15 protein-coding genes are annotated in these 20,381 nt (G+C 52.5%); all 15 read right to left on the bottom strand.

What is annotated here, in order from left to right; genetic code table 11:
• Positions 1-81: 81 nt before the first annotated feature.
• Positions 82-4,014, bottom strand: a complete 3,933-nt coding sequence (locus NST84_RS07515; RefSeq protein WP_342564986.1) for a glycosyl hydrolase 53 family protein — start codon at positions 4,012-4,014, stop codon at positions 82-84.
• Between the two features lie 205 nt (positions 4,015-4,219).
• Positions 4,220-5,572, bottom strand: a complete 1,353-nt coding sequence (locus NST84_RS07510; RefSeq protein ID WP_342564985.1) for a sodium-dependent transporter — start codon at positions 5,570-5,572, stop codon at positions 4,220-4,222.
• A 124-nt stretch (positions 5,573-5,696) separates the two neighbouring features.
• Entirely contained in the window at positions 5,697-5,885 is a 189-nt protein-coding gene (locus NST84_RS07505) for a hypothetical protein (RefSeq protein WP_342564984.1), read from the bottom strand.
• 70 nt (positions 5,886-5,955) lie between these two features.
• Positions 5,956-6,348 (bottom strand): DUF6379 domain-containing protein, encoded by a 393-nt coding sequence (locus tag NST84_RS07500; RefSeq protein WP_342564983.1) that lies wholly within the window; start codon positions 6,346-6,348, stop codon positions 5,956-5,958.
• Between the two features lie 19 nt (positions 6,349-6,367).
• Positions 6,368-7,354: a TIM barrel protein gene (locus tag NST84_RS07495; RefSeq protein WP_342564982.1), complete on the bottom strand. Its 987-nt coding sequence runs from the start codon at positions 7,352-7,354 to the stop codon at positions 6,368-6,370.
• Between the two features lie 33 nt (positions 7,355-7,387).
• Complete coding sequence (locus tag NST84_RS07490; RefSeq protein WP_342564981.1) at positions 7,388-9,886, bottom strand: helix-turn-helix domain-containing protein; 2,499 nt, start codon at positions 9,884-9,886, stop codon at positions 7,388-7,390.
• A gap of 32 nt (positions 9,887-9,918) precedes the next feature.
• Positions 9,919-10,887, bottom strand: a complete 969-nt coding sequence (locus NST84_RS07485) for a sugar phosphate isomerase/epimerase (RefSeq protein ID WP_342564980.1) — start codon at positions 10,885-10,887, stop codon at positions 9,919-9,921.
• An 18-nt stretch (positions 10,888-10,905) separates the two neighbouring features.
• Positions 10,906-12,003, bottom strand: a complete 1,098-nt coding sequence (locus NST84_RS07480) for a Gfo/Idh/MocA family oxidoreductase (protein WP_342564979.1) — start codon at positions 12,001-12,003, stop codon at positions 10,906-10,908.
• A 245-nt stretch (positions 12,004-12,248) separates the two neighbouring features.
• A complete protein-coding gene (locus NST84_RS07475) occupies positions 12,249-13,337 on the bottom strand; it encodes a Gfo/Idh/MocA family oxidoreductase (protein WP_342564978.1) in 1,089 nt (362 codons plus the stop codon).
• A 15-nt stretch (positions 13,338-13,352) separates the two neighbouring features.
• On the bottom strand, positions 13,353-14,144 hold the full coding sequence (locus NST84_RS07470) for a sugar phosphate isomerase/epimerase family protein (RefSeq protein WP_342564977.1): 792 nt from the start codon (positions 14,142-14,144) through the stop codon (positions 13,353-13,355).
• A gap of 157 nt (positions 14,145-14,301) precedes the next feature.
• On the bottom strand, positions 14,302-14,823 hold the full coding sequence (locus tag NST84_RS07465) for a hypothetical protein (protein WP_342564976.1): 522 nt from the start codon (positions 14,821-14,823) through the stop codon (positions 14,302-14,304).
• Between the two features lie 72 nt (positions 14,824-14,895).
• Positions 14,896-15,534 carry a hypothetical protein gene (locus tag NST84_RS07460; protein WP_342564975.1) on the bottom strand — a complete coding sequence of 213 codons (639 nt, stop codon included), beginning with the start codon at positions 15,532-15,534 and terminating at the stop codon, positions 14,896-14,898.
• Positions 15,535-15,624: 90 nt separating this feature from the next.
• Complete coding sequence (locus NST84_RS07455; RefSeq protein ID WP_342564974.1) at positions 15,625-17,694, bottom strand: methyl-accepting chemotaxis protein; 2,070 nt, start codon at positions 17,692-17,694, stop codon at positions 15,625-15,627.
• Positions 17,691-18,647 carry an ROK family glucokinase gene (locus NST84_RS07450; protein WP_342564973.1) on the bottom strand — a complete coding sequence of 319 codons (957 nt, stop codon included), beginning with the start codon at positions 18,645-18,647 and terminating at the stop codon, positions 17,691-17,693. Before NST84_RS07450 ends, NST84_RS07455 begins: the two co-directional genes overlap by 4 nt.
• A gap of 139 nt (positions 18,648-18,786) precedes the next feature.
• A complete protein-coding gene (locus NST84_RS07445) occupies positions 18,787-20,196 on the bottom strand; it encodes an MFS transporter (RefSeq protein ID WP_342564972.1) in 1,410 nt (469 codons plus the stop codon).
• Between the last annotated feature and the right edge of the window lie 185 nt (positions 20,197-20,381).

The following is a 20,381-nucleotide window of genomic DNA, read 5'->3' as shown; positions in this document are numbered from 1 at the left end:
CGGCCCAGGGATTGTCACCCTGAGCCGCCATGTCTTGCAGGCAGAAGTCTGCCTGCATTCATTTTACTGTAGAACCTATTCCTACTCCCGCTCTTCCCCGCCATCTGCTCTGTCACTATATTTATGGCTGACAGCAGCTTCTACGATATCGCGGAATGCCCAGTGGCTGGTGGATACATCTGTCCACGAAGAGGTCTGGATGCCGTACAGCGGTCCGCGCTGCAGTACCCTGTTAATGATCGTTACGGCTTCCGCCCGGGTCAGCATCTGATCCGGTGAGAAGCTGCCGTCCGGCATGCCGTTCATGTAGCCGGCAGCTTGAACCCGTGCGATATTACCGGCTGACCAATGCCCGGCGGTATCGGTGAACGGAGCAGCTGCTGCTGCTCCGTCCAGCTTCATCCAGCGGACAACAATCGCTGCCATCTCCGCTCTGGTGATGAACAGATCCGGGCCAAAGCTGCCATCCTGATAGCCGCTCATCAGGCCGCCCGCTGTTACTTGTGCAATAGCTTCGGCTGCCCATCCGAAACGGGCTTGGTCTTTATAGACTGCATCCCCAGCAGCACCGCCAGCTGCAGTCTGACCTGCACCGATCCGGGACAATACAGCTGCCATCTCCGCTCTGGTCATCGCCTGGTCCGGTCTGAATGTGCCGTCAGGATAACCCTGCATATACGGTTCGTGAGCCGGCAATTGCGAAGCCGCCCAGTTTGCTATATTCAGGATAGTAAAGGTACTGAATTTGCTGACACTGAATTTCAGCCCCAGCTGAGTTGCCGAATACTGGACAACCTCCGGCTGCAGCAGCACCTTTTGTCCATCGCTGTGCTCGACATAGATGGCCAGATTAGCCAGGAACGCTTGCTTGGCTGCTTCATCTGCCGGAATCACATTGACCGGCAGCGGGAGAATCAGCTCTACCGGATGATCCTTCACTGCTGTCTCAATAACAACCGGACGGCCTACGACTTTGACCTCTCCGGTACCTGCTGCCGCCTGAACAACCGGCTCCTGCTTCGCCCGTTCACCGACTGCTTTAACCGCACTCTCATTTTTCACCGGAGTGAACTTGAACTCGACATCCCCGCCCAGCAGTGCCAAGGTTTGCTGCGGCAGGATCAGCCGCGCATTAACTGTGTTAATCTCCAGATTCACTTTGCCGGCAGACAGCGCCTTCAGCGTATCAGCGGCTAAGCCGATCTCCAGCTCTGACACCTTATCATCGGTATCCGGCAGAACGAGACGCACGGTATCCAGTCCGGCTGCTGCCGCCTTGCTGACGGCTTCAGCCGCTTTTGCCGCAGTATAATCGACCTTGTCTTTCTTGGTCCCGTCCGCCTGAGTCGTACGGGTGATTACCGCGTTGCCGTTATCCCCGCTAAGGGTAATCAGCTCAGCCGGGGACTGGGTTGTACCCGTAGACGGCTGTGTAACAGGCGTTTCTGTTCCCGGATTCTCTGCTCCTGGATTCTCCGTTCCTGGTGTCTCTGTCCCCGGTGTCTCTGTTCCCGGATTCTCTGTTCCTGGATTCTCCGTTCCCGGATTAGGCTCCTGTCCGCCAGCTTCCTTCACGTAGCTTAAATAGAAGTCATCCAGCGTGCCCCACGCGCCTCCGTCCGCTTTTACATAGGCTCCGACAGTCAGCTTGCCGTCCGTCACCAGGATATCCCCGATCTCCGGATTGTTCCACTGTGTCCAGCCGTTCACTCCCGTAGCCGCTGAGACGACCTCGCCGCTGCCGTTTATGGCAAACAGCTTCATTTCGGGATTGGCCGCATCGCCGCCCTGAATGAACATCGAAAGATTATAATAGCCCGGCTTCAGGCCGTACACGGTCTGTGATACGCTGAAGTGGACTCCGGCAGCCGAATAGAAGTGCAGCGAATAGTTGCCTGTTTTGGCATCTGCCGCTTTGTTCTGATAATCGGTATGCGGGCTGCTTTCCGCGCCGTAAGTGATTTTCCACATGCTCCGGTCGGTTTGCTCAAAGCCTGCGTTAAGGATAAAGTTCTCTTTTTTGATCACGAGATAAGCCTTCACGCCTAGTCCGTCCGCAGCCGTTCCGCTGATCACATAGCTGCCCGCACCCGTGCTGATCGCCTGCTCCAGCTCTGTCTGATTCCAGGTAACAGCCACTGTTCCGGTGCTTCCGTCATTGTAGGTCACATCGGTAACAGACGGTAATTGGACCGGCTCGCCGGCAATCGCAGTAACCGTTACATCCTTGATTTCATCAACGGCCAGCGGAGCAACCGCACCCGTGTTGACATACTTGAATACATTCAGTGAAGCCAGCGGATGCCCGGCAAAATCAAACAGCGCCTGATTATCCACCGCACTTCCGCCATACCATACGCCTGCATCCTTCGGATCATATTCCTTAGCATAGCTGGAAGCCCAGCCGGAGCCGTACTGCTCCCAGATCTGCTTATTGTGCTCCAGCTCGGATTTTGGACCTACCGGAAGCCAGGCCGGCTCCCAATAGAACACCCCGATGCCTGCCTCACCCACATTCGCCACCGCTTCAATCACATTTCTCACCGAATTGGCCTGGCCCTGCACGCTGATCGGATAATCCAGCACCTGACCCGAGCTCTGCGGCGCAGTATTCCCGTGCCCGTCCCCGTCCTCGGCTGTGAAAGCGTAGGAGGTTTCGGCGACCATCACTTTTTTACCGTACGTGTCGGCAACCTGCTTCAGCTGGGCTGTCAGATTGCTCAATGTCCCGTGCCAGAACGGATAATACGAGCTTGCGAAGACATCATAGTCCACATTATTGGCCTGCAGCGTCTTTGCATAGGTGGCATATCTGCCTGACGACTCCGGATTGGTAAAATGCAGCGCCACCAGGATACCAGGATCGGTCTCCCGGATCGCTTTACTGCCTGCGCTGAACAGCTCGCTCATCTTGGTCCAGTCGGATTCCCCGGCAAATTGCCCGTTCGTTTCATTGCCCACCTGCACCATTCCGATATCAATGCCTTCATCAAGCATGGCCTGCAGGCTTTCCTTTGTATAGTTGTACAGCGCCGTTTTCTTGTCGGCAAAGCTCAGGTTTTCCCAGGCTTTTGGCGTATGCTGCTTGGCCGGATCGGCCCAGAAGTCGGAGTAATGGAAGTCCACCAGCAGCTTCATGCCGTTAGCCGTCGCTCTTTTGCCGATTTCGATGGCCGTTGCCAGATCATTGTTGCCCCCGCCGTAGCCGTTCCCAGCCGAATCAAAGGGATCATTCCACACGCGTACCCGGATATAATTGACCCCTGCTTCATGCACGGTTGTAAAAATATCCTGTATTTGCCCGGCCTCGTTATAGAAACGGACTCCGCTGTTTTCCAGCGAGATGATACTGGAGATGTCCACGCCTTTGATAAAATCCGGCCGGAGACCTTCTACCTTCTTCACAAAAATATCCGCAGCTACCGGAGGTACCGCATCTGTACTCAGCTGCTTCAGCTCAAAGCTGTCCAAATACCCCCACGAACCCGCACCGCCGCTGACATCCGCTCCGACGGCCAGATTCTCGGTATTCCGGGTGAGGACAAACTTGAGGCTGGCTGTCCCCCAGGCGTTATAACCCGTAGTAGATACAGCTGCTGCCTGCTCGCTTCCCGCGAACAACTTAACGTTGCCGGCCTCTTTGCCGCTGCCTCCCATCGACTTAACCGTAAGCTCATAGCTGCCGGCCGGAAGTGCAGGAACATTCTGCTGCACCGTAAACGACGTGCCTGCGGAGGCTGTGGTCTTCATCCAGTATTTGAAAGCGTGTGCACCTTCATCCGGTATAAGCCAGGAATCATTGGCATAAGCGTAATGCTGAAGATCCAGCTGATCCCACGCGGCAGTATCCACACTCCATGATTTATCGGCCCAAAAATCCGTTTCGAACCCTCCGTTCACAATATACGGACTGCTTGGCTCTGCTGCTGCCGCTTTAGCCGTACCGAATGAAAATGAACTCACGGTCAGCATGACGGCGAGCAATACAGAGGTTATTTTTCTCTTCGTTCTCATACGCTGATCACCCTTTCTATGTAAACACTTACAAATCAATATACCAAAGATAGCGGAGCATTGAGAACGTAGTTAATTTAACATTTTGTATGTTTAAGCAAGGTGTTGTTGCCAGAGAGCTGTACAGGCGGTATTAATGGAGGCTATAGGCATACAAAAAAGCCTCCGGGACAAGTCCCGGGGCTAACAAGCGTGTACCTTCAGCTTAGAATTTGATGATTCCCGAAGTATGCAGCAGCACCAGGAATACAAGCACCGGCGCTACATAACGCAGGGTAAACAGCCAGATGCGGAACCAGCGGGCATTCAGTCCGGCTGCATCAGCCGCATTTTTCCAGAAGTAGCCGGCAAAAATGGTAATCAGCAGGCCGCCGAGCGGCAGCATGATGTTGGAGGTGATGAAGTCCATCCAGTCGAACAGTGCTTTTCCGCCGAATGTAAGCTCAGGGAACATGCCCAGCGACATCGCTGACGGAATACCGACCAGGAAGCAGACCAGCGACAGAATCCAGACAGCACGCGGACGGCTCCAGCCCCAGCGTTCCATTGCATAGGATACAGGAACCTCAAGCAGCGATACGGCCGAAGTCAGAGCGGCAATTGCCAGCAGGATGAAGAACAGGCCGCCGAAGAAGGCACCGAAAGGCATCGCAGAGAACGCCGCCGGAAGCGCAACAAAGATCAGCGATGGCCCCTGATCGGGTGCAATCCCGAACGAGAACGTTGTCGGGAAAATAATCAGGCCGGCAATGAACGCATAGAGCAGATCGCCTGCGCCGATAGCCAGTGTGGCAGTACCAAGTGACTGTCTTTTATCTACATAGGAGCCGTAAGTCAGCAGAATCCCCATCCCGAGCGACAGTGAGAAAAAGGCATGTCCCAGTGCGACCAGTGCGGATTCCGCCGTCAGCACCGAAAAGTCCGGTTTAAGGAAGAAGGAAACCCCTGCAGATGAGCCCGGCAGTGTAACGGCACGGATCATCAGTACAATTAACAGTACAATCAACCCTGGAATCAGGACTTTATTGAATTTCTCAATCCCGCCGGATACGCCGAGAATAACGACAGCCGCTGTAATCAGCATGGCTACGCCCTGCCAGACAATCGGCATGTAACCGGAGATAAAGGAACCAAATTCACCCGCATAATCCGTAGTGTTGAACAGCTGTCCGTTAAAGGAAATAACCGCATACTGCAATGTCCAGCCAGCAACAATCAAGTAGAATGAAAGAATCAGAAACGGCGCGATGACCTGCAAAATACCGGCAGCCTTCCAGGCTTTTCCGCCTCCGGCCCGGATAAACGAGGTTGCGGCGCTTCCGCGTCCGCTGCGTCCGATCGCCAGCTCAGCCAGCAGCACCGGCAAGCCGATCAGCACGAGGCAGACAATGAAGAGCAGGAAAAAGGCTGCGCCCCCGTTTTCCCCTGTTATATAAGGAAACTTCCACATATTCCCCAGACCCACCGAGCTGCCGATGGCTGCAAAAATGAAGCCGCTGCTCGAGAAACGTTCTTTTTTCTCAGTCAGCAGGCTTTGTTGACCTTTTTGTTGATTCATGTCCTGACCCCATTTTTTATTTTTTATGCCCCATTATAGCTTATATAACGTATATGTGTCATATACTTTTCCAATTCATTGCCGCGTTAAAATATGTCAGCGAAAACTCACCCGCCCGCATTAGTCAGCCAGGTAAGGCTCCGGCATTATTAGCAGCCAAAATATGCAGCCAAAAAACTCCCGCCTGGGGAGTTTTTTGGCTGCATTGCCTTGATTTAAGGGTATTTTTTCCTTTTATTCCAGCCGGCTGCCCACTTTTCACGAATTCAAAGGCATTTTTGCCTTTGATTCCAGCGATCTGCCCGCTTTTCACGAATTCAAGGACACTCTCAACAAAAAAGCCCGCATCGCTGCGGACTCTCTCGTTCAGCTATTAAACTGTATTATTGCACCATCAATGTCTTTGTCTGCGTTCCGGCAAAAGGTACGGGGATGTACGCAACACGCGAGACCTGAGTCAGCTTCACCTTATGCTCGCCTGGGGCAAGCCCGCCTGGCTGCTCCACATACACAATGCCTTCTTGCCCATACTCCCACTTATAGCTGGTTACCGTCTTCATTTCTTCAAGGGTAAAATAAATCTCCCCATCCGGCGAAAAACGGATACTTTCACGGGGAACTTCCTGTCCGTCAACCTCAACCTGGATATCATGGACCATGGAAAGCGGAATACCGCGGTAGTAGGTAATGCGCGTGCGCATTTTGTAGCCGGTGATTTCCCCGTCATTTTTGACATTCTCAAGACTGTTATCGGTTAGGACATAGTTATCGAACATATACTCATCTCTCCTCTGCTTAGATATAGGAACGCAGCATATCCTGCTGCATTCTCACTTGGGCTACCGCATCAATCTCGGTTCCCGGAAGGGCAAAGCGGCCGCCCTCATATTCGCTGGCAATATACCCCCCATAGCCTTTGTCCTTCAGGTAATCAATCAGTTCCTTATAAGGGATGGAGTATTCAGTGCCTTCCTCCGTCATTTCCCAGAACTTGCCGTGGAAATGCTTCACATACGGCATATAAGGGTCCAGCACGGAGAAATCCTTGTTCTCATATCCGCCCGCGAAGAGAATGTATTCTCTGTCGATCCGGGAACGAACCATCTTTTCCAGGTCTTCCGGAAGCTTGTTATGGGAAAGCTCAAGCGGATCTCCGCCGCCGGCAAAAATATCGTCGATGTATTTAACAATCTCAGGATTCAAGCCCTGATCAAGGAAAAAGGCTGTGGATACGCGCGGATGCCTGCGGCAGAAAATTCCTGTATCCACGACCAGACCCAGATAAGGCGAATTCAGCTTGAACATGATCTCGGTAAATCTCTGGGTCATAACATTGTCAAAGGCCATTCCCGCATGCACTTCAAGCGCCATGATGACATTCAGCTCTTCGGCAAGCGGCAGGGCTTCCTCAATAATATCGGCCGGTGTGGCGGAAACAAGGCGGACCATCGGGAAGCCGAGCTTATGGGCCTGGACCAGCTCTTTTTTCAGGAAATCCAAGTTTTCTTTCTTGGTAAGCATACGGTTATGATACAGGTTCGTATTGATAAAAATATCGTTGCAGACCGGAACGATCCCCGTTTCCTTAACGATCCGTTTCCAGTTCCTGATGCTCGCATCGTCGGTTTCCGGCGTATTGTGGAACATCTGGTCCGTGATGACCTCTACTCCTTCCACTCCAATCTCCGCCAGCTCCTGCAGACAGCCTTCCAGCGTCAATTTGCCGCGTACATATTCATCCTGGTAGCTGTACAAGCTTACCGCCCGTTTAATACTGGACATGTTTATCCCTCGTTTCTTTTAGTATAGTATTGGTTATAACGTATCCATCCGCAGTTCCAGCTCAATCAGACACATTTCGTGAGCGCGGAGTGAGCTGCTGATCTCTATTCGTCCGCCTTTCACCTCCACATGCTCAACGGAAATGTCCGGCACACAGATCTGCTTCAAAAACATAATTTCATCAGGCCGGATATCGTGGACAGCACCGAATTTTTTCCACTCTTTAAGAATGCTGCCCCGCTCGCTGCTGACAGAGGAACGCTTCAGCCGGTAGCTGCCGTCCTTCAGACCCTCCAGCCGGAACTTACGCTCCAGCGGCTTAGACCCGGTTCCCGGCTCCTGAAGCTCATCCGGCGCAGGTACAGGCTCTGACTCCCCGTAACCGCCCAGCTCAGAATGCCGGTAATGAAAGCACAGGAGCTGGTAACAGTCACCGCTGCGCTTGGTCAGCATATAATCCCGGCCCCGGCCGATCAGCTGCTTGCCCATCCGGTTCAGGAAGGCAAAGGCATAATAGGCGGGCTTCTTGATTCCATTTTTGGAGATCAGCCCCGCTCCCCCGTGCAGTAGCCGGCGGGAGTCCCTGAACTCGCTGAAAATGTCGGAGTAAAGCCAGTAGCCCATCAGCACCTTTTCCCCGAGCGCCTCCGTCATATTTTTGAGAATATACGAGGCTTTGAAGATACTGTCATTCAGCGGGTCCCGGTTAGATATACTGAAATTCCATTCCGACACATGCAGCGGCAAATCCGCAAGGCCATGATCGGTCAAAGACTGTCTGACCGCCTGTATCGTATGAAGAATCCACTGCTCGTCGGCTGAATGGGCGAACACCGGAGCACTCCCGTCTGCAGGCGTAGTGAACTCATACGGATAGAGATAGACGGACAGGAAATCCGGGATGATCTCCCTCCGGCTCCACTTGTCCAGCAAAAGCGGCAGGAAGCGCCCCTCCAGATCCATGCTTAATCCGCAGCCCCCTAGGTTTGCAGCAGGAAGCAGCTCCTTCATTTCCTTCCAGGTCAGGTCAAAGCGGACAAAATAATCATTGAACCACTGCTCCATCTCGCCCGGCTGGTAGGCGGTGCTGACCAGATGGTCCACTCCCTCAAACAGAAACGCATGCTTGCTGGAATGCCACAGCTCAAAATACCAGCTCTCCACTTCTTCGCTGCCGTAGCGGTTGATGCAGTGAATGAGAAAGGAGCGGATCAGCCGTCTCCATTCCTCCGTTCCTCTCTGCCGGTGTACTGCAGGAGCCTTCCCCATCTTCTGGGCGGCATTCTTCTGGATCAGCTTTGGCTTGTCGCCCAGCTCAAGGTACGGCCGCAGATTGTTGCGGATCAGAATATCAATCAGCTTATCGAGATTGCTGAAGTTATAGCCGTTATCCGGGTCCGACGGGTCCTCGATCATCATCTCATCGCTGAAGATTCCCCATACCCGGGCATACGTAAAGCCCAGATCGGTGCGGATCAGCGGCAGCTGCTCCTGCAGATCGGAATTTAGCAGATCACGGGCGTAGCCGATGTTGATGATTTCCTTCCAGACTCTCCGGTAGCTGGCCGCCTGTTCCGGCACAGCCTGCACCGTCACAATGGAGGCATCCGGCATCGTATGATTGCTGATCAGCGCTTCCAGCTCTCCCAGATCGGCATTTGCAGGAAGCACTGATCCTTCCTCTTCACCGGATAGCACCGGACCGGATTCCAGCGCCGCCTTCCGGTACTGGGAAGGTGTCAGCTGATATGCTTCCCGGAAGACCCTGTTAAACGCGGTCAGACTCGGGAACCCGCTGTCCAGAGCGATCCGCGTAATCGGCTGATCGGTATACAGCAGATGGGCCATCGCATGATCCAGACGGATCTGATTCAGGTATTCCGAAAAAGTCATGCCTGCCTCTTTCTTGAACGACTTGGAGAGATAAGGCACGGAAACATAATGTTTTTCGGCTACTTCATTCAGGGTCAGCGGCTGCCGGTAGTTCGCCAGCATATAAGAGCAGATTTCCATCAGCCGCTGATTTGGCTTATTCGGGGCAAGCGTGGAGCCGGGAGCCCCTGTTTTTACTGTATAATGGCTTAGCAGCAGATGAAGCAGCTCGAAGGTCAGTTTGATTTCCACCACAGGATGCATCGTTTTATTCCTTATGCGTCCCTGCAGAATCTCAGTGAACATGCTTCGCAGTTCATCATCGCTATCCTTGCGCTCCCGCACAGAGCAGCAGAAAAACCTGGTCTCCTCCTGGCCGCCAAAGAAGGTCAGCAGCTCCTGGGGAACCCTGAACCGGGCGGCCAGAACATCCTTCCCGGCATTCAGCTTATGCTCCTCAAGCGAATTAAACAGGATGAACTCATGCGGCCCGAGCGTAAGCTTCAGCTCCTGCCGCTGCACCGTCAGGTTACCCCGCAGTACATAGACAATCAGGATATCGGGACTTGCAATGGAGCCGGAATCCCGCTCGGTTAGAATCGACGTTTGTAATGACAGGCGGGGGATAATCCGCAATATAGGATGCCCTGATTTCTCCATTGCACAGTTCCTTTCCCGTTGTTATCTGTAGATTATACCCACCACATCTCTGCTGCCGGCTCACGGATGAGCAGCGGCTTCAGTGTATCCACCGCTTTGGAGAAGCCCTCTCCAACCGACATCAGGCCATCCTCATGTTCTATGCTGATGACATAATCATAGCCGACCAGCCGCAGTGTGCTGATCAGATCAGCCCAGGTCTTGCTGTCATGGCCATAGCCGACAGAGCGGAAATTCCAGGCCCGGTCCAGCAGTGCAGTGTACGGCTGCATATCCGTTACCCCGTAACGGTTAACGTTGACCGGATCAATTACGGTATCCTTGGCATGGAAGTAATGCAGGGCGCCGGCCCGGCCGAGAATCTGAATCGCCTGCAGCGGATCAATGCCCTGCCACCACATATGGCTTGGATCAAGATTGGCCCCGATGGCTTCACCCGCTGCATCTCGCAGCTTCAGCAGCGTAGCCGGTGTATGGACGGAGAAGCCGCCATGCATCTCAAGCGCAATCTTCAGCCCTTTGTCCTGGGCGTAGCGGCCGGTTTCCTTCCAGTAAGGGATAACCTTCTGTTCCCACTGCCAGGCCAGCAGCTCTCCGTATTCGTTCGGCCACGGTGCAACCGGCCAGTTGGGATACTTTGCCTCATCTGAGTCACCGGGACAGCCGGAGAAGCCGACAACAACCGGAACCTCCAGACGTTCGGCTAGTTCGAGCGTCTCCATAAACTCTTCATGGTACTGCCGAGCTACAGCCTTCTGCGGATGCAGCGGGTTACCGTGACAGCTCAGTGCGCTGATGCTTAGTCCTCTGGATTCAAACTGCTGCTTGAAGGCTTTCAGCTTGCCGGCATCTGCCAGCAGCTCGTCAGGCTTGCAGTGGTGATTGCCGGGATAACCGCCGGTTCCGAGCTCCACAGCATCCAGTCCTTTGGAGGCGATGATATCCAGCGCCTCCTCCAGAGGCAGCTGCTGCAGCAGTACGGAGAATACTCCAAGTTTCATTGTTACCACACCTTCTTTTTAGAAGAATACCGGCTCGCCTGTTTCTGCCGATTTGTAGATCGCTTCAAGAATTTGCGTTACAACCAGGGCCTGCTCCGGTTTCACCAGCGGCTCTTTGTCATTGAGCAGCGCATCCAGCCACATCCGTGCTTCCACATCGTTTGCTCTCCGGCTCTCTCCGCTGAAGTAGGCTACACCACCGCCGTCAGACGGGCCGGTTTCAACCAGCTGGCCGTGCTGTGCCGTATTGAACACAACATAACCTTCATCGAGGAACGCCTTGCCGCGCATTTCTGCACCGGCTTTGGTTCCGCACAGCGTAACTTGAGCTTCCTTGCCGTCCAGCACGTTGAGGGCCCAGGCTGCTTCGAGATAGATTGTTGCACCGTTCTCCATTTTGATGAAGCCGAAAGCAGAATCTTCCACTTCGAATGTCTCAGGGTCCCAAGGTCCGAACATGTTACCCATCGGGTTGTTGCTAAGCTTCTGGTACGTCGAGCCGACCACCATTTTTGGTTTGTAGTTGTTCATGTTCCACAGGGTCAGATCCAGCGCATGGGTACCGATATCAATCAGCGGGCCGCCGCCCTGCTTCGATTTGTCCGGAAATACACCCCAGGTCGGAACAGCTTTACGGCGAACAGCATGGGCTTTGGCAAAATAAATCTCACCAAGCTCATCATTTTCGCAGGCTTCATGCAGAGCCAGGGAATCAACGCGGCAGCGGTTCTGGTAGCCGATTGTCAGCTTTTTGCCGGTACGCTTGGCGGCATCCAGCATTTTCTGTGCTTCCTCGGTGCTAATGGCCATTGGCTTTTCGCACAGTACATGCTTGCCGGCTTCCAGCGCATCAACCGTGATGTAGGAGTGGGACACGTTGGGAGTCAGGACATGCACAACATCCAGCGTTTCGTCCTTCAGCAGTTCCTTATAATCCGTGTATACGCTTGCATTTTCAATCCCGTATTGCTTGGCTGCCTTAGCCGCACGCTCCTCCACGATATCGCAGAATGCCACCAGCTCTGCTTCTTCACTAAGGGCGGCAAGTGCCGGGAAATGCTTCTGATTGGCGATCCCGCCGCAGCCGATAAATCCGAATCTCAATTTTTTGCTCATGTTAGTTTCCTCCTGAATAATGAATATTGAATAAAAATCCAAAGTTATTTACTACCAATAAATTATTATCTTTAGTTCAATGATTTACTAGAAGTAAACTTCCTGTTCATACAATATCACTTCCGGATTTGTTTGGCAAGCGCTTATTTTTCATTTTTGTAAACGTTATCATTTATAAACAAAAACATGCGCCACCCCCGAACCTTTCTTCGGGAATGCCGCATGCCGCGCACAATATTACAGCTTTATCTGATAGAAGCTACCGGCTGCTCCTGTTTTAATATCACCGGTGCCCCAGCCGCAGCGCTTTGATAAAAAGCATCTACGATTTCCGCAAAATACAGGCCGTCTTCCGCGGGAGCAACCAGTTCACTGCCGTTCTGCCGGATACTGTCGACAAAATGCCTAAACTCGTTCTTCAGTTGTAGCGTCGGATTCAGCTTCAGCTTCGGAGTGATGTCCAGACAGATGTCCGAGCTTTCGCCGAACAGCTTAAGCTGGCCGTTAACAAGACTGGCTCCGCCCTTTGAGCCCATCAGCTCCACGTAGAAGCGGTCCTCTTCAATGTTGGAAGCCCAGCTGAAATCAAACGACAGGCTGGCCCCGTTTTCCAGTCCAAGGTAACCGGTTGCTGCGTCCTCCACGTTAAACAGGCCGCCTTCCATTCCTTTGTAGCCGTTGCGGTTCCGGGCAGTGGTATGGACAAAGTTCTGGTGGATGCTGCCGGCTACGTAAGAAACCTTGGGCAAGCCCATAAAATACAGCGCCAGGTCCAGATAATGGGCGCCCAGGTCAATCATAACCCCGCCGCCGGAACGGTCCTTGTCGGTGAACCACGTTCCTCTGCCAGGAATGCCGCTGCGGCGGATCCAGCCGGCTTTGGCGTTATAGATTTTGCCGAGATTCCCGTCATCAATCCACTTTTTCAGAAAGACTGCTTCATTAAGGAACCGGTTGTTCAGGCCGATCATCACTTGCTTGCCGGAACGGTCGCGGGCAGCAATAATGCGCTGAGCCTCCTCACTGCTGATGCTGAGCGGCTTTTCGCAATGGACATGGGCGCCATGCGCCAAGGCAAACTCAGTAATCTCAGCATGAAGATAGTTCGGTGTAACAATGCTGACGATATCAGGACGTTCTTTGAGGAACATCTCCTTATAGTCACTGTACACACCCGGCACATTGTATTTCTCCGCCATCTTGGCTGCCTTGCTTACATCGATATCACAAATGGCTACAACCTCAACATCCTCCAGGGCCAGATAGCCGTGGATATGCTTCTTCTCCGCATTGCCGCCTGCGCCGATCAGCGCGTATTTTAATTTACCTGTCAATGTAATCACCTCTTATTAATCTTCAAGCAACAGTTTTTTGAAATAGGCCGCAGAGAAATCAACGCCTTTGTCCGCCAGATGGTCCGGCAGCGCCGATTTGCGCGGTTCAATGCTGAGCCCGCCGTCATAACCGGCCGCTCTTAATGTAGCTATGAATGAAGGCCAATCGGTCTGGTCCATCCCGGCTGGCGGCTCATCCACCTTCTGTCCGTTCACAAGTAGTGAGCCTTTGAGGTGTACATGCGTAAACCGGTGTCCCCAGTCCAGCGTCTCCTGCAGATAGTCCCCTCCGAAGAAGCGGGCATGCGATGGATCAAATTTGATGCCCAGCTCCGGCAGATGTCCATGAATGATCCGCCAGATGTCCGGTGTATTTACAAAGTTCACTTTACGGCAATTATAGGAGGAGACGGCGACGTTCTTAGGTTTGGCGTAGGCAATCAGTTCACTAAAAAAGGAAATCGCCGCCGTGCAGTTCTCATACAGCGACAGCTCTTCCACATAGTTGCAGCCGGCCACGAAGCTCGGGCAATTCAGTGTGGCTGCCGCATCAATCAGCTTAAAGCAGCGTTCCAGCTCTTCACGGATGATCGCACCTTGCGTGTCAATCCGCAGCGATTTCCAGCGCCCGATCGAACCAATCTCTATCCCATATTTGAAAGACCACTCAGCGATCTGATCAACCTGACGGGTAAATTCATCTACGCTGTCTCCCTCATTAATGGTAAACTCCAGAAAACTTAATCCTCTGTTATTGGCCTGAACAAAGCTTTCCTCGTTGACCGCAGCAATAATTCCTAGCTTCATATGCGCGCTTCCTTTCCTAACTTGCCGTTTAATAGTTTATCTATTATTAATGGTTAACTATAAGTAACTCTTTAGTATTACTTTATCATTATTTGTCTTGCTTGGCAAGAGAAAACGCACACATTTCTGCGGGGCGGGCGACGCGCCGGGGGCGGAATCAAGGCCTTTTGCCTTTGATTTCACCGTTCGGCCCGCATAGGGCGGAATCAAAGGCCTTTTTGCCTTTGATTTCAACGCTCGGCCCGCTCAGGGCGAAATCAAGGGCCTTTTTGCCTTTGATTTCAACGCTCGGCCCGCTCAGGGCGAAATCAAGGGCATTTTTGCCTTTGATTTCAACGCTCGGCCCGCATAGGGCGGAATCAAGGGCACTTTTGCCTTTGATTTCAACGTTCGGCCTGCTCAGGGCGAAATCAAGGGCACTTTTGCCTTTGATTTCAACGTTCGGCCTGCTCAGGGCGAAATCAAGGGCACTTTTGCCTTTGATTTCAACGCTCGGCCCGCTCAGGGCGAAATCAAGGGCCTTTTTGCCTTTGATTTCAACGTTCGGCCCGCATAGGGCGGAATCAAGGGCACTTTTGCCTTTGATTTCACCGTTCGGCCCGCATAGGGCGAAATCAAGGGCCTTTTTGCCTTTGATTTCAACGTCCAGCCCGCCGGCGTACATCTTCTCTGCGCACAAAAAGCGGATTCCCCAAGGAATCCGCTAAGTCCGCCGTCAACCGCCGACGCATCCACTGGCCCGTGCGCCACACTATTTTTTCAAATAATGCAGCACAAACGCCTTCGAAGTGTCGGCAAGCTCCTTCACATCAACGCCGTGCTCCTCCTGCAGCAGCTTACCGCGGAAAGCGAGACGCTGCATCAGGCTGATGATCATCTCGAAAATAAACAGGCTCGTCTTCTGCAGCTGCAGCTCAGGGCGGATCGAGCCGTCCTGCACACCTTGCTCAATGTAGTTATGCAGCACCCGTCCAATTGTACCATCACTGACCAGCTCACGATAGGTCGCCTGCAGCTCCTCATTCGGATAGTGGTCACGGTAGGTGTGGTCAAAAAAGCCGATGTATTTCAGATAATCCGGATGGTTCTCCAGAAACTGAATCCAGACATCCAGGTAGCCTTCCACGCTCTCAAGTCCGCTGCTGCGGGAGGAGGAGTTCTGCTCAATGAACACCGTCAGCTCACCCAGTACTTTTTGCTGTACCGCAAAGATCAGCTCGTCCAACGAATTAAAGCATTTATAGAACGTAACCTTACTCAGGTTCGCCCGTTCGCATATGTCCTTAAGACCTACATTCGTAAAATTGCATTCGATCAGCGCATGCTGCCCGGCCAGAATGAACTCTTCACGGTTCCGGTTCCGTACATCCTGATGCCATGTTGTAGCCATAGTGCATCTCCCCCATATTTATTAGTAAACCATTAATCCGTAGTTAATCATTGTTAGAATAATACAGGGGGGTGTAAAAAGCAAGCCGGACTACACCTTGAAGCGGGCGATTCCGTTTCTCAGCTCATCCGCACTTACTTGTGTCTGTCCGATAGTACCGGCTACAACCACACTCTGCTGCAAAATCCCGTTCGCCTGCTCAGCGATAAGCGCGGTGTCCCCGGCGAACTGGCTGTTCACCTGTGTAATCTCACTGATACTGACCGCCATACTGTGAATGGATGTCCGGATTTCTCCCGCCGCTTCACTGAACGCACCAAGCAGCTCCTCAAAGAACGCGGCATCCCGGTAATACTGCTCCCCGCTCTGAACGAGCAGCTCATAATCCTCCAGCACCGTCTGATCCATAAAGGTAATCGCCTCCTGCGAGCAGTGAGTCAAATGCTCAACAGCCTTCAGCACCTCCAAGGTCATCTCGCGGATCTCAGCTGCTGATCTGCCCGATTGCTGCGCCAGCTTGCGGATTTCATCCGCAATTACCGCAAAGCCTTTACCCTTCTCCCCGGCCCGTGCAGCCTCAATTCCCGCATTCAGAGCCAGAATATTGGTCTGCGTAACAATTCCCAATATCGTCTGCACCAGCAGTTCAATCCGGTGTACGGACTGGGAATGGGCAATAGCCGAGTTGAGGTTCTCCTTGAGATTCTGCAAAAGAATAGCTGCTCTCTCCCTTGACTGCTCGGTCCCCTCCTTCAGCCCGACAGCGCGCGTGTAAATGGACCGGGAATCAGCTGCGCCCCTTACGGCATTTTCAGCCATAGCCTGGACTGCAGCTTCGGCCCCGCTGGCCATAAACCGCAGTTCATCGGCAGCCGCAGCCGTCTCCTCTGTACTTGCCGACATCTCCTGGGTAATCTCTGAGACCATCTGGATCTGACCGTTCAGCTCGGTAATACTGCCTTTTGCCGTCTCCACATTATCATTCAGCCTAATGGATTCCTGCTTGACGGTACCGAAGGCTGCACGGAGAGATTGCTGCATCTGGTATACCGATCTCATTAACAGGCCAGTCTCATCCTTTTTCTTCATATACCTCACAGGAAGCTCATTCTGCCAGTTACCGTCTGCCATTTCTCTGAGATAAGCGGATCCGGCCGCAATCGGCTTCGTTACCGATCTGGCAAAGCCGGTAATAATAAGCGCAAACAGCAGGATTGCCGCCACCATGACAACAATCAGCTTATCCTTCATCTCGTCCGCTTTCTCGGTATAACGGCTCATTGGCATATATGAAACCGCATATACATCCTGCACTCCGCTTTTTTCATAGGCGCTTAAGTAACGGACACCTTCAAGGGTAAAAGCTCCGGACCCCGCCTGAGCGGCCTTGAACCCGTTGTAATAATCAAGTAAATCACCCTGCTGCCTGCTGAGGTCCAGGGTCAGAATATACTCCGGCTCTGCAGCGGACACGACCAGCCCTGCACCATTAACCAGCATCGTCTTGAGCTCCAGCCCGCTCTCGGTCTGATTCACTTTACCGGCAAGCTCACCCAGATCAATAGATGTAACCAGCAGCCCGTTCGGGCCCGCTTCTGCTGTACCGGGAATAATTACTGCGTTAGTAATCACAGGCCGTCCCGTTACCGGTGACATCTGGGCTGACTCGGTAATCACTGCCCCGTTATTCCCCCCTGCCTCCTTTAGCCAGCTCCGGGCAGCACCGCCGACACTGCTTCCGGCTGAGCCCCCGCCAATTCCGTCGATCAGAATCGTTCCTTCCACCCCAACGATAAAGATATTTTCATAGAGTCCGTGTGAGCCTTGTACCACATCCTCCAGATAATCCGCGATCCGCTCTTTCATGACACCGGCCGGCTGTCCCGGCTGATCCGCTTCATTTATATAGTCAACGATATACGGCTGGGTAGCGATGCTTACCGACTGGCCCATAATCTGGCCGACCGCCAGATCGATTTCGCTCCTTTTCTCACTGGCGATTGCGGCTACTGAACCGGCATTTTCTGCGTACAGGCTGGTGGACACTGAATCATTGGCATACAAAAGCGAGAAGGTCATAGGAACGGTCATACACATCAAAGAGACCAGCAGGATTTTGACGAAAAGGGAATTCCGTACACTCACCTTCACTTGGATCATCCGAATACGTGAAGCCCGGCTGCTCCGACAACACCGGCATTGTTGCCCAGGATGGCAGGTACAATATCCACATTGGCCTTGGCATTTTCCAGAGCATACTTACGGAAATAGCTATCGATCTGATCCAGCAGGAAGCTGCCGGCCTTCGCTACACCGCCCCCGATCACGAAACGCTGCGGGTTGACCACGACCGACAGCAGTGCCATCGATTTCCCCAGATAATCTGCAGCCCGGTCTACAACCCGTACCGCCACCGGATCACCTACTTTGGCTTCATCCAGCACATCCTTGGCGGTGATTTCACGGATATGGGCAAGCGGGGTCTTTTCGCCGCGGATTACCGCTTCTTTGGCCATATAGATAATGCCGGTAGCGGAGGACACCGTTTCCAGACACCCCTTTTGTCCGCAGCCGCAGGTAATCGCTTCCTCTGCAGGCACAACGCCCAGATGCCCGATTTCGCCGCCCATGCCGCTGTAGCCCTGACAGAGCACATTTTTGATAATAATACCTCCACCTACGCCAGTTCCAAGGGTATAGCAGACTGCATTCGGGATTCCCGCAGCTGCGCCGCTCCACACTTCTCCGAGTGCAGCCACATTGGCATCATTGTCGATCCGTACTTCTTTTCCGAGTCTTTCTTCAAGAATGGCCTTTACCGGCACATCCCTCCAGCCCAGATTGGGCGAAGCCTTGACCACTCCCGTCTCCATATCCAGAAACCCGGGAAGGCCCGCTCCGATTCCGGCAATCTGCTCCCAGTCACAGCCCTCGCGCGCAACAAGCTCTCTCACATACAGTTCAATGTTCTGCAGCACGCCTTCGGCGCGCTTTTCCGCCTCGGTCGGCCCTTCATATACGGCCAGCAGCTCCCCGTTCCGGTCGCATAAGCCCACCTTAACTGAGGTTCCTCCCAGGTCAATTCCTACGTACAGCTTCTGGCTTTTGTCCATTTTAATGATCCTCCTAATTATACACTTATAATAAACCATTTACTCATAGTAACTCTCACTTACAAAAAAAAGCAATGCCATAAGTCCGAAACCTTACAGCACTGCAAAATTCCAGTTGGAAATCCGAATTACGGCGGAGTTATACTGCGTTTCTTCTCTGTTCCAGCTCGCGGACAACCTGCGGATGAATCGCATCCAGCTTATAGAAGGAAACAGCGATAATCTGCAGTACTGTACACACCAGCGGAATGGCAAAGAATAATACATTGATGGCAGAGGACGCGGCAGGTGTTACATTTTCGGCATTATAGCCCGACAGAGCCAGGGTATATCCGACAACGGCGCTGCCCAGCGCCATTCCGACTTTTGTAGCAAAGCTGTAGCCGGCATACAGGGTACCTTCGGCTTTTTTGTTGAATTTCCATTCGTTGTAGTCAACGGAATTAGCAATCATACTGAACACGGCACCGGAGCTGATTCCGCCGAACACATTGGCCAGGAACCAGAGTCCCACGAACAGGGTCATATTATTTTCAAGCAGCGGCATGAAAGCCAGTCCCACCATAAAGATAATGTTGGCGATAATATTGCCCTTGCGCTGTTTAAACTTCTTGAGGAAAGCAGGAGTAATAGCGGCAGAGAACAGTATAGACACATACAGCGACGGAAGCAGGATGGAGATCATTCCCGGGTTATGCAGCACATGCAGACAGAAAAAGATCGTAATCGAGACAATCGCACCTGTCCGGACAAAGAGCAGCAGGGAGAACAATATCGTAGCTACCCAAGGTGTATTTTTGAATGCGCTTTTATATGTCTTAAGCAAGACTCCTTTTTCTTTAACAGCAGATACCGGTTCTACATAACGTTCTTTACAATTTTTATAGACAATAAGGAACATAGCAGCGCTGAGTACGGCGAATACTGCGGTAGTGAACAAATAACCCGTTTTCTCATTGCCCCCGCCAAAAAACTTGACCATAGGTGTTGTTAAAGCGGTTACGATAATGCTGCCGACAGCCATACCGACCATCCGGAAGCTGGACAGCTGGTTCTTTTCTTCCCCGCTTCTGGTCATCATCGGCATAAGCGCACCGTAAGGAACGTTGACCAGAGAGTACAGCAGACCTGCGATAATATATGTAACGGAGGCGTAGATGATTTTGCCGGTTGTTGAAAAGTCAGGGCTGGTGAAGGTCAGGATTAGCATTATGGCAAAAGGTACAATGCCAAACAGAATATACGGTTTTGCTCTGCCGTGCCTGGTGTTAGTCCGGTCAACCATCCCGCCGATAACCGGGTCAATGATCGAGTCAAGAATCCGCGCTACCAGAATAAGCGTCCCTGTAGCAGCTACCGGAATTAAGGCAACGTCTGTATAAAAATAAAGCAGGAAGCTTCCGACAATCCCCCACATCAGGTTGGAGCCTAAATCCCCCAGGCCATAGCTGATTTTTTCCCTGAAGCTTAATTTGCCGTCAGCCTGTGGCGTTGCCGCTGCGGGTACCAGAAGTTCATTTGCCAAATTCGTCGATTGCATAATATCCATCTCCCTTTATTTAATCGCTTTCATAATCCGCAAAAATCCAGCTTATGCTTCCCGTTCCTTTGCGCTTTATCATTGATTCCGCTTTCATTATAGAACGCCGCCGGGTCCCGGGCTTTTTCATATTTAATCATTTGCCTCGTTCATTTTTGCTCATTTCTGCCGGTCCGGCTTGCGCTTCATAGCGG

The organism is Paenibacillus sp. FSL R7-0345, assembly GCF_038595055.1.
Lineage (GTDB): Bacteria > Bacillota > Bacilli > Paenibacillales > Paenibacillaceae > Paenibacillus_AQ.
The sequence above is the reverse complement of the archived record's forward strand: the minus strand, read 5'-3'. Positions and strand labels throughout refer to the sequence as shown.

Bases quoted from the DNA above. Each gene is read 5' to 3' on its own strand.
- NST84_RS07515 (WP_342564986.1), bottom strand. From the start codon at position 4,014: ATGAGAACGAAGAGAAAAATAACCTCTGTATTGCTCGCCGTCATGCTG.
- NST84_RS07510 (WP_342564985.1), bottom strand. From the start codon at position 5,572: ATGAATCAACAAAAAGGTCAACAAAGCCTGCTGACTGAGAAAAAAGAA.
- NST84_RS07500 (WP_342564983.1), bottom strand. From the start codon at position 6,348: ATGTTCGATAACTATGTCCTAACCGATAACAGTCTTGAGAATGTCAAA.
- NST84_RS07495 (WP_342564982.1), bottom strand. From the start codon at position 7,354: ATGTCCAGTATTAAACGGGCGGTAAGCTTGTACAGCTACCAGGATGAA.
- NST84_RS07490 (WP_342564981.1), bottom strand. From the start codon at position 9,886: ATGGAGAAATCAGGGCATCCTATATTGCGGATTATCCCCCGCCTGTCA.
- NST84_RS07485 (WP_342564980.1), bottom strand. From the start codon at position 10,887: ATGAAACTTGGAGTATTCTCCGTACTGCTGCAGCAGCTGCCTCTGGAG.
- NST84_RS07480 (WP_342564979.1), bottom strand. From the start codon at position 12,003: ATGAGCAAAAAATTGAGATTCGGATTTATCGGCTGCGGCGGGATCGCC.
- NST84_RS07470 (WP_342564977.1), bottom strand. From the start codon at position 14,144: ATGAAGCTAGGAATTATTGCTGCGGTCAACGAGGAAAGCTTTGTTCAG.
- NST84_RS07460 (WP_342564975.1), bottom strand. From the start codon at position 15,534: ATGGCTACAACATGGCATCAGGATGTACGGAACCGGAACCGTGAAGAG.
- NST84_RS07455 (WP_342564974.1), bottom strand. From the start codon at position 17,694: ATGATCCAAGTGAAGGTGAGTGTACGGAATTCCCTTTTCGTCAAAATC.
- NST84_RS07450 (WP_342564973.1), bottom strand. From the start codon at position 18,647: ATGGACAAAAGCCAGAAGCTGTACGTAGGAATTGACCTGGGAGGAACC.
- NST84_RS07445 (WP_342564972.1), bottom strand. From the start codon at position 20,196: ATGGATATTATGCAATCGACGAATTTGGCAAATGAACTTCTGGTACCC.